General features: G+C 49.4%; 8 protein-coding genes. All 8 read right to left on the bottom strand.

All coding sequences use genetic code 11. From position 1 onward, the window contains the following. Positions 1-221 precede the first annotated feature (221 nt). Complete coding sequence (locus LKD71_RS14735) at positions 222-434, bottom strand: hypothetical protein (RefSeq protein WP_227616030.1); 213 nt, start codon at positions 432-434, stop codon at positions 222-224. Between the two features lie 69 nt (positions 435-503). Beyond that, positions 504-2,426, bottom strand: coding sequence for an ABC transporter ATP-binding protein (locus LKD71_RS14730; RefSeq protein ID WP_227616029.1), 1,923 nt, complete (start codon positions 2,424-2,426; stop codon positions 504-506). Next, positions 2,426-4,177: an ABC transporter ATP-binding protein gene (locus tag LKD71_RS14725; RefSeq protein ID WP_227616028.1), complete on the bottom strand. Its 1,752-nt coding sequence runs from the start codon at positions 4,175-4,177 to the stop codon at positions 2,426-2,428. The genes LKD71_RS14730 and LKD71_RS14725 overlap by 1 nt, the downstream gene beginning before the upstream one ends. A 128-nt stretch (positions 4,178-4,305) precedes the next feature. Next, complete coding sequence (locus LKD71_RS18205; RefSeq protein WP_255633090.1) at positions 4,306-4,431, bottom strand: hypothetical protein; 126 nt, start codon at positions 4,429-4,431, stop codon at positions 4,306-4,308. Positions 4,432-4,447: 16 nt separating this feature from the next. After that, positions 4,448-5,584: a sodium ion-translocating decarboxylase subunit beta gene (locus tag LKD71_RS14720; protein ID WP_178045815.1), complete on the bottom strand. Its 1,137-nt coding sequence runs from the start codon at positions 5,582-5,584 to the stop codon at positions 4,448-4,450. A 217-nt stretch (positions 5,585-5,801) separates the two neighbouring features. Further along, a complete protein-coding gene (locus tag LKD71_RS14715) occupies positions 5,802-6,704 on the bottom strand; it encodes a carbohydrate ABC transporter permease (protein WP_227616027.1) in 903 nt (300 codons plus the stop codon). Between the two features lie 12 nt (positions 6,705-6,716). Further along, positions 6,717-7,652, bottom strand: a complete 936-nt coding sequence (locus LKD71_RS14710; RefSeq protein ID WP_227616026.1) for an ABC transporter permease — start codon at positions 7,650-7,652, stop codon at positions 6,717-6,719. A 274-nt stretch (positions 7,653-7,926) separates the two neighbouring features. Next, the gene (locus LKD71_RS14705; protein ID WP_227616025.1) at positions 7,927-9,678 is read right to left on the bottom strand and encodes an extracellular solute-binding protein; all 1,752 of its coding nucleotides are present in this window, start codon (positions 9,676-9,678) and stop codon (positions 7,927-7,929) included. Positions 9,679-9,691: the final 13 nt, after the last annotated feature.

The raw sequence follows: 9,691 nt of genomic DNA, 5'->3' as shown, positions 1-9,691 counted from the left end.
TCCGCCGCAGCTCCCTGCGACGTTGACTATCATATCACCCCTTCCGCGGAATGTCAACACCTTTTTTTGAAATTTTTTATATTTTTTAAACTGTTGATACAATTATGCTATTGTATATATAATTTACTCAAAATAAACTTTTTGAGTATTCGGCCATTCTTCTTGCTACTTATGGCTCTTTGCCAGGAATTCAAAGACCAGCCATTCGGGATTCAGCTCTTTTATGAGATCCAGAAACAATGCCAGCAGGGATAATGGAGCCGATGAAAACCGACCACATCTTCTTTTTGAAGGATCTGCTTTTCATCCTCCCCGATCTCCATAAGCTCCAGTCCATCCAGACTGTGTCTTCTTAAAAATTCCTTCAGACCGGCATTGTTTCCAAAATGCTCCAGATCAAAAGAATGTGTTGTCATGTTGGTCAGTTTTTTCACTCTGGTTATCTTCTCTTCTATATAGGAAAAAACAGCCCGCCAAAAAGCGAGCTGTCTCCTGAAATATTATTATGCACTTACCTGATTTCCGGTATAGAGCTGATAGTATTTGCCTTTCTCGGCGATGAGCTGGTCGTGGGTACCGCGCTCGATGATCCGGCCCTGTTCCAGGACCATGATGCAGTCGGCATTGCGGACCGTGGAAAGACGATGGGCAATAACGAAGGTGGTTCTGCCCTTCATGAGCTTGTCCATACCATCCTGTACAATGCGCTCTGTTCGGGTATCGATGGAGCTGGTGGCCTCGTCGAGGATCAGCACCGGCGGGTCGGCGATGGCAGCTCTGGCAATCGCGAGAAGCTGTCTCTGGCCCTGGCTTAAGTTGGCTCCGTCTCCGGTGAGCATCGTGTCATAGCCGTTGGGCAATCGGCGGATAAAGCCGTCCGCATTGGCAAGCTTTGCTGCTGCGATGACTTCCTGCTCGGTGGCATCCAGTTTTCCGTAGGCAATGTTCTCACGGACGGTTCCTGTGAAAAGATGAGTATCCTGAAGAACGATACCCAGGGAACGGCGGAGGTCTGCCTTACAGATCTTGTTGATGTTGATGCCGTCGTAGCGGATCTTACCATCCTGAATATCGTAGAAACGGTTGATCAGGTTGGTAATGGTGGTTTTACCGGCTCCGGTGGAACCGACAAAGGCAATCTTTTCGCCGGGATCTGCAAAAAGCTCTACATCGTGAAGCACGATCTTATCCGGATTGTAGCCGAAATTCACGCCGTCGAAGACAACGGAGCCTTCCAGCGGAATGTAGTCCACGCTGCCGTCTGCCTGGTGGGTGTGTTTCCATGCCCAGCGGCCGGTACGCTCTTTGGACTCGGTGAGCTTGCCGTTCTCGGTCTTGGCGTTGACCAGGGTAACGTAGCCCTCGTCGGTCTCCACGGTGGTGTCCATCAGTCTGAAAATACGGTCAGCACCGGCCAGAGCCATAACGATGGCGTTAAGCTGCTGGCTCACCTGGTTGATCGGCATGTTAAAGCTCTTATTGAAGGTCAGGAAGCTGGCCAGTCCGCCCAGAGTAAAGCCGCCCACGCTGTTCAGGGCCAGAATACCGCCGACGATAGCGCAGACCACATAGCTTACATTTCCCAGCTGGGCGTTGATCGGGCCCAGGATGTTGGCGAAAGCGTTCGCATTGTAGGAGCTGTCGCAGAGATTGTCGTTGAGTTCCTTGAATTTCTTGATGTTCTCTTCCTCGTGACAGAAGACTTTGACAACCTTCTGGCCGTCCATCATCTCCTCGATGAAGCCGTTGGCCTCACCCAGAGCTTTCTGCTGCTTCACAAAGAAGTTTCCGGAAAGTCCGGCTACCTTCTTGGTGACGGTCATCATAATCGCTACCATGATGAGAGTCGTGATCGTCAGCGGAATATTCAGGATCAGCATGCTGACAAAAACGCTTACAATCGTGATGGCGCTGTTCAGCACCTGAGGAATACTCTGGCTGATCATCTGACGGAGAGTATCGATATCGTTCGTGTAGATGGACATGATATCTCCGTGGGAATGAGTGTCAAAATATTTGATCGGCAGTTTTTCCATGTGAGCAAACAGATCGTTTCTCAGGTTTCTCAAGGTTCCCTGGGTCACATAGATCATCACTCGGTTCTGGGCAAACGTAGCCAGAATGCCGATGAGATAAAAGATTGCCACACGGAGAATCGCATGAAGAAGCGGCGTGAAATCCGGATCGGAAGCCTTCAGCATGGGCATGATATAGCTGTCGATCAGGGTCTTCATGAACATGGTTCCCTGTACATTTGCCAGCACGCTGACAAAAATCGAAACCACAGCAATGATGCAGTGAGGCGTATAATTTTTCAGCACATATTTCATGATCCGGACAAAAATCTTGCCTGGATTTTCCACCTGAGGCTTCACTCCTCTGGGAGGCCGCCCCATGGGGCCTTTTACGGGTTTTGCTTCTGCCATTATGCTTCACCTCTCTTTTCATCAAAGTCTCCGCCGCCACCGGTCTGGGATTCGTAAACCTCGCGGTAGATCTCGTTGGACTTCAAAAGCTCCTCATGAGTTCCGATGCCGTCGACCTTACCGTCATCCATAACGATGATGCGATCCGCATCCTGCACACTGGAGATACGCTGGGCGATGATGAGTTTCGTCGTAGCCGGGATCTCCTCCAGGAACGCCTTACGGATCTTTGCGTCGGTGGCTGTATCTACGGCGCTGGTGCTGTCGTCGAGAATCAGGATCTTCGGTTTTTTCAAGAGGGCTCTGGCGATACAGAGACGCTGTTTCTGACCTCCGGATACGTTGGAACCGCCCTGCTCAATGTAAGTATTGTATTTGTCCGGCATCCGCTCAATGAACTCGTCGGCACAGGCCAGACGGCAGGCACGGATACACTCCTCCTCGGAAGCGTTCTTATCGCCCCAGCGAAGGTTCTCAAGAATCGTTCCGGAAAACAGAACGTTTTTCTGGAGAACGACGGAAACCTCGTCACGAAGCTTCTCCATATCGTAGGAACGGACGTCTTTTCCGCCTACCTTTACACTTCCGCTGCTGACATCGTAAAGACGGCTGATCAAGTTCACCAGGCTGGTCTTGGCGCTTCCGGTACCTCCGATGATACCGATGGTTTCTCCGGATTTTATGGAAAAATTGATATCGGAAAGAACGGGTTTTCCTTCGCCTTTGCGGTAGCTGAAGTTTACATGGTCAAATTCAATGCTTCCGTTGGGAACGTCGAAGTCCGGATGCTCCGGATTGTCCAAATCGCTCTTCTCATTAAGAACCTCGGCGATACGCTCTGCACTGGCCATACTCATCGTCACCATAACAAATACCATGGAGAGCATCATGAGGCTCATAAGGATATTCATGCAATAGGTAAGAAGGCTCATCAGCTCGCCGGTTGTCAGGCTGCTGCCAACGATCATCTTGGCGCCCAGCCAGCTGATCAGAAGAATACAGCTGTAGACGGTAAACTGCATCAGCGGTGCGTTATAAGAAATATTTTTCTCTGCTTTACAGAAAATGTTGTAGATGTTTCCGCTGGCTTTCTGAAATTTGCTGGTCTCATAACCTTCACGCACATAAGCTTTTACCACACGGATGGCGGAAACGTTCTCCTGCACGCTGGCATTCAGATCATCGTATTTCGGGAAGGCCTGCTGGAAATATTTGCTGGCTCTGCTCATAATAAAGAACAGGCAGCATCCCAGAAGGATGACAGCAACAAGATAAATGCTGGCCAGACGGGCATTGATCATGAAAGCCATGGCCATGGCTACGATCATGCTGGCCGGGGCACGCATACACATACGAAGAAGCATCTGATATGCGTTCTGCAGGTTCGTCACGTCGGTGGTCAGACGCGTCACAAGACCCGCCGTACTGAATTTGTCAATGTTTGAAAAAGAATAGGTCTGGATGTTTTCAAACATGGCCTGCCGCAAGTTTTTCGCAAAGCCAGTTGATGCTTTCGCGCCGTATTTTCCGCCCATCACACCGGCGAAAAGACCGATCAGTGCGGCTACGATCATCCAGGCGCCCATCACATAGATGTGATGAAGATTTCCGGCTTCCACTCCATCGTCAATGATTGAAGCCATCATCAGGGGTATAATCATTTCCATGATGACTTCCAGAATCATGAAGACAGGAGTCGCAATGGAAGCCTTTTTGTACTCTTTTACCTGAGCTCCTAATGTCTTTAACATAGTTTCTCCTCTCCTGTTAGATTGTTCGTCACCAAACATTATAAAACTTTTTTTAAAAAAGTCAACCAAATATAAAAAAATCCCGGATCATTTTTACATGACCCGGAATTTCATGCAAATTTCCTATCTTACTTGTTTTTTCCAATCTTACCCATCAGCCAGACACAGACCATAATGATCAGAATCGTGACAAAAATACCTTCCATTCCTTTTCCCATGATCTCCAGGGCCGCAAGAATATTTGATGTATTCATATGAAAACCTCCTTTTTTATAAGAAACGACTTACCAGATTGATGACCAGACCGCCCGCGATGACGGAAGCGATCTGCCCGGAAACGTTGGCTCCTGCCGCATGCATCAGAATGACATTGGTCGGGTCCTCCTCCATCGCCATCTTCTGGATGACCCGGGAGGACATCGGGAACGCGGAAATTCCGGCTCCGCCGATCATGGGGTTGATCTTCTTTTTCAGGAAAAGATTCATGAATTTTGCCAGAAGCACGCCGCCGATCGTGTCCATAATAAAGGCAAAGAGGCCGATGGCCAGGATCATCAGCGTATCAACGGTGACAAAAGCTTCCGCCCGCATGCTGAAGGAAACCGTGATGCCAAGAAGGACTGTGATCAGGTTTGCCAGCGTGTTCTGGGCCGTCTCCGACATCGTGTGAAGGACGCCGCATTCCCGGATCAGATTTCCAAACATCAGGAAACCTACGAGGGCCACCGACTGGGGAGACACGAAGCCCACCACCATGGTCACAATGATCGGAAAAAGAATCCGCATGGTTTTCGTGACAGAGCCGGGATGGTACTCCATATGAATCTGCCGCTCTTTTTTCGTCGTGACAAGGCGGATCGCGAAGGGCTGAACGATCGGCACGAGAGCCATGTAGGAGTAGGCTGCCACAGCGATGGCTCCGATATATCTGGAACCCAGAACCTGTGAAACCAGAATGGAGGTCGGACCATCTGCTGCTCCGATGATGCCAATTGAAACTGCGTCTTTCAGATCAAACCCCAGGGCTGCCGCCAGAAGGATCGCCGCGAAGATACCGAACTGGGCTCCCGCTCCAAAGAGAAACATCAGCGGATTAGTGAGCAGCGGCCCGAAATCGATCATGGCTCCGATGCCGATAAACAGCAGGATCGGCATCGCTTCCGAGGCCTCGATTCCCGTATGGAACAGCCATTGAATAATTCCATTCGACTGGATACCCCCCTGCAACGTCTGATCCAGCACACCTGAGAAGGGTAAGTTTACAAGGATCGCTCCAAAGCCCATCGGCAAAAGCAGCGAGGGTTCGTATTCCTTCCTGATTGCCAGATAAATGAGAACAAAACCCACCAGATACATAACGACCTGCTGCCAGGTCACGGCCCGCAGGCCCTCCACTAGAAACTCCATATGTTTTCCTCCTTTTCCGGGAGCTGTCATAAAAAAGAAAGAGACCTTTACCGCAGCGCACAAAAACGCTACGGTAAAAGTCTCGCTATTTCAATTTCCTGCGGACCGCCGGAGGGCGATCGTACTGACGCGGGGAAATCCATTCGTAATGGCAGCTACTCCCTTTCACTGATAAGCCCATTATAGCTTTGGAAAAAGCTGTCTGTCAAGGCATTTTTTAACCCTTGACCGCTCCGATCATAACACCTTTTACAAGATGCTTCTGTACCAGCGGGTAAAGGAGCATAACCGGAACGGAAGCCACAACGATGGTGGAGTATTTCAGAAGCTCGGACATACCCTGGAGTTTTGCCAGGTTGGACGCATTTCCGATCTGGGTCATATCGATCTTGTTCTGGATCAGGATCTCTTTCATGACGATGGTCAGAGGCATCAGGGTATCGTCTCTTAAATAGATCATAGCTGTATAGTAGTCGTTCCATTTTGCAACACCGTAATACAGGGTCAGAACCGCAAGAATCGGTTTGCACAGCGGGGTCACAATACTCAGGAAATATTTCCAGGGAGTACAGCCGTCGATCTGGGCTGCCTCATACATTTCATCCGGAATACTGTTAGTCATGTAGGTACGGCAGATGATCATATTATAGGTGGACATTGCTGACGGGATGATCATGGCCCAGCGGGTGTTGGTCAGGTGCAGGCTGTTTACCAGGATATAGGACGGTACCAGTCCGCCGCTGAAATACATGGTAAATACGAAGAACATGGCAATTCCGCCTCTGGCACGAAACTCTTTTCTGGAAAGCGGATAAGCACAGAGCATGGTCATTACCAGATTCAGCAGAGTGCCCACTACCAGATAATATACAGAATTTGCAAAACCGGTGAGAATCTTTTTGTTTTTAAATACAGCCTCATATCCGCGAAGGGTCGGACGCACCGGAAGGATGAAAACCTCGCCACTGACAACGGCCTGGGGATCTGAGAAGGATGCCGCTACGATATAAAGCACCGGGTAAAGGACGATAACCATGATAAGGGTTAACAGGGTATAGTTCACGATATCAAAGACTTTATCGCCTGTGCGCATGTTTTTGAATTTAAGCTGATGATTCATTCTTACCCCTCCTTACCACAAACTGGTCTCTGTTACTTTTTTACAGATCTTATTTACAGCAACCAGCAGGACGAATGATACGATGGACTGGAACAGGCCGGCAGCGGTGGAAAATCCGAAGTTGGAGTTTACCATACCGATCTTATAAACAAAGGTGGAAATAACCTCGGAAACATTGCTGTTCTGGCTGTTCTGCATCAGGTAAACCTTATCAAAACCAATGCTTACAACGCTTGCACAGTTGAAGATCAGCATGGTGATAACGGTGGGAAGGATGGCCGGGATATCCACATGCCAGATTCTCTGAACACGGGAAGCGCCGTCCACAATTGCTGCCTCCTGAAGCTCCGGGCTTACACCGGACAGGGCTGCAATGTAGATAACAGAGGAATAACCGGCTGTCTGCCACAGGCCGCTCCATACATAGACGTGACGGAACAGCTTGACATTACCAAAGAAGTTCACCGGATCGCAGCCGATCTTCTGGAGAAGAACGTTGATAATACCGGTACGAAGATCCATCATCTGCATCATCATACCAACCATGACAACAACAGAAATGAAGTAGGGTGCATAGGTTATCATCTGGATAAATTTCCGATATTTCACACTTCTCAGCTCATTCAGGCCGATGGCCAGAAGAATCGGAAGGGGAAAGTTTACGATCAGGGAATATACCCCAAGGATTAAGGTATTCTTGATGACTCTGACACTTGAGGTGGAAGTCAGGAACTGCTGGAACCATTTCAGGCCCACCCAGTCGCTTCCGAAGATTCCTCCACGGGGGCTGTAGTCTTCAAAAGCGATGAGAATTCCAGCCATGGGAATGTATGCAAATACCACTGCATAAATCACCGGCAGAGCGATAATTGCCCAGAACTGCCAGTTATTGCTTTTAATTCTATTTTTTGGATCAGGATTGTAAATTTTCTGTTTCTGTTTACCCATCCGAGCATCCTCCTATTCTTACTCTGATAAATCATTCTTCCGAAGTACGCGGTTCCTGTGCGTTTTTTCTTCTGCACAGCCTCCGCCTGCTCCCCGTCAAATGTCTGAGCAAGGGACAAATCCCCACATGATTGATCCCGGCCAGCCAGAATCTTGTCCGTCGCTCAGCCACTTGACGGGACTGTTGTGGCTTTCCTTCTTATGTAAGAAAGGAGCCGCCGCTGAAAACGGCAGCTCCTCTCCTTTTTCTTATATCTTTCAGACGTTCTTCCGATTATGCTGCGGTCTCAGTCTCGGTCTCTGCTGTGGTTTCAGCTGCCTCTGTTGCTGCCTCAGTCTCTGCTGCTGCCTCAGTGGTTGCTTCAGTCTCGTCACCCTCGCTGGAACGAGCGTAAGCTTCCTGGTATACAGCGATCAGATCCTGCAGACCTGCTTTGTCAAGAGAATCTTTGAAGCTGTCCCACTCAGAATCGATATCTTTTGCACCGGTCATGAATGCTACGGAATCACTCTCGATGATGTCAGCAACTTCTACTGCGATAACAGAGATGTTGGTGGACTCTTCATCGGTAAGTTTCATCTCATCGAAAAGTTTGATGTTGCTGGTTCCTGCATACGGAGCATAGAGCTCAGCACTTGCATCATAGAGGAGTTTCTCAAGTCCTGCTGTACTGTGAACATCTACATCCGGATCTACAGCCTGGCCAAGACGATAGTCAGCCGGAGCTACACGGATACCGATATCCTGCCAGTCATGGTTCTGGGTCTCTGCGCTGTAGAGGTTCAGCACTTCATATTTTGCGGGCTCGCCGTTCAGGCCAACTTTTCCTTCCGGATTCAGTACCCAGTCAGTTCCCTCGTCAGCACCATACTGAGAGCAAAGGTCACCGGTCTCGCTGTAGAAGAAGTCTACCCAACGAAGAGCTGCTTCCGGATTCTCACATTTGTCGGTAATGCAGAATGCACCGCCGCTTACACCCGGGTTCGGGGTCTGGAATGCGATTCTGGTTCCGTCCGGTCCTGCGATGGGTGCCATGCACTCATAGTCTTTGTAGAAGTCCGGGTTGCTGGCTGCGTCGATCATATCAGAAATGGTACCTGCAGTGAAGAACAGCACCGGCTCATCAGCCTGGTTTACAAGAGTCTTCAGCTGCTCAGCGGTCTGAGTGAAGTCACCATCATAGATAGCACCCAGATCATAGAGGCTCTTGATCCATTTCATTGCTTCTTTATAACGGTCATCGGTTGCCACACACTCGATCTCGTTGGTATCGGTGTTCAGCGCGATGGTATCCTTCTGGCTGGTGGTGTAGGAGGTGTTCGGCATCAGAACGAATGCATCGATCAGCCAGTCCTGCATACGGCTGTACCAACCCTGAGCAGCGCCGCCGATTGCTACGCCATTGGGCTTGTACTCCAGGAATTTCTTGCAGACATCATAGAACTCATCAGTTGTGGTAGGAACATCAACGCCCATCTCATCCAGATAACGTTTGTTTACCCACATTTTTCTGCCGTACTGACAGTGGTAGCAGACATTGATATTAGCCAGGGAGTAGATTTTTCCATCAGCCTCTTTCGTCATATCCAGACCATACGGCTCCATTGTCTTTAAGTAGTTCGGAACGTTCTCCTCGGTCAGATAATCGTCCAGAGGAATGATCATGCCCTCTTTTACACCATATTTTGCCAGATCCGGGGAAAGACCCAGGATGACATCCGGATAGTCACCAGACTGCAGCATCAGGTTCAGCTTGTCACTCCAGTCATCACGACCGCCAGTCAGGAAGTTCATGGTGATACCAGTTTTCTCTTCCATATACTTGGTGAAATCGTTGGTCTGAAGATCCTCAACGTTCGGCATGGACATGGTGAAACAGTCGAACTCGAGAGTTCCGTCTTTTACTACCGGATAGGTTCCGGCCGGGTTCAGCTCCACATCTGAAGCTGCTGCTGTCAGGCCTGTTCCGCCGATCATTCCGGCTGTGAGCAGAAGGGCTGTTGCTTTGGCAAGATTTTTCTTCATAAAATCTTCCTCC

The sequence above is a fragment of the Fusicatenibacter faecihominis genome (assembly GCF_020686945.1).
GTDB lineage: Bacteria > Bacillota > Clostridia > Lachnospirales > Lachnospiraceae > Limivivens > Limivivens faecihominis.
The sequence above is the reverse complement of the archived record's forward strand: the minus strand, read 5'-3'. Positions and strand labels throughout refer to the sequence as shown.

Coding starts and splice junctions, on each gene's coding strand:
- LKD71_RS14720 (WP_178045815.1), bottom strand. CDS start 5,584: ATGGAGTTTCTAGTGGAGGGCCTGCGGGCCGTGACCTGGCAGCAGGTC.
- LKD71_RS14725 (WP_227616028.1), bottom strand. CDS start 4,177: ATGTTAAAGACATTAGGAGCTCAGGTAAAAGAGTACAAAAAGGCTTCC.
- LKD71_RS14705 (WP_227616025.1), bottom strand. CDS start 9,678: ATGAAGAAAAATCTTGCCAAAGCAACAGCCCTTCTGCTCACAGCCGGA.
- LKD71_RS14715 (WP_227616027.1), bottom strand. CDS start 6,704: ATGAATCATCAGCTTAAATTCAAAAACATGCGCACAGGCGATAAAGTC.
- LKD71_RS14710 (WP_227616026.1), bottom strand. CDS start 7,652: ATGGGTAAACAGAAACAGAAAATTTACAATCCTGATCCAAAAAATAGA.
- LKD71_RS18205 (WP_255633090.1), bottom strand. CDS start 4,431: ATGAATACATCAAATATTCTTGCGGCCCTGGAGATCATGGGAAAAGGA.
- LKD71_RS14730 (WP_227616029.1), bottom strand. CDS start 2,426: ATGGCAGAAGCAAAACCCGTAAAAGGCCCCATGGGGCGGCCTCCCAGA.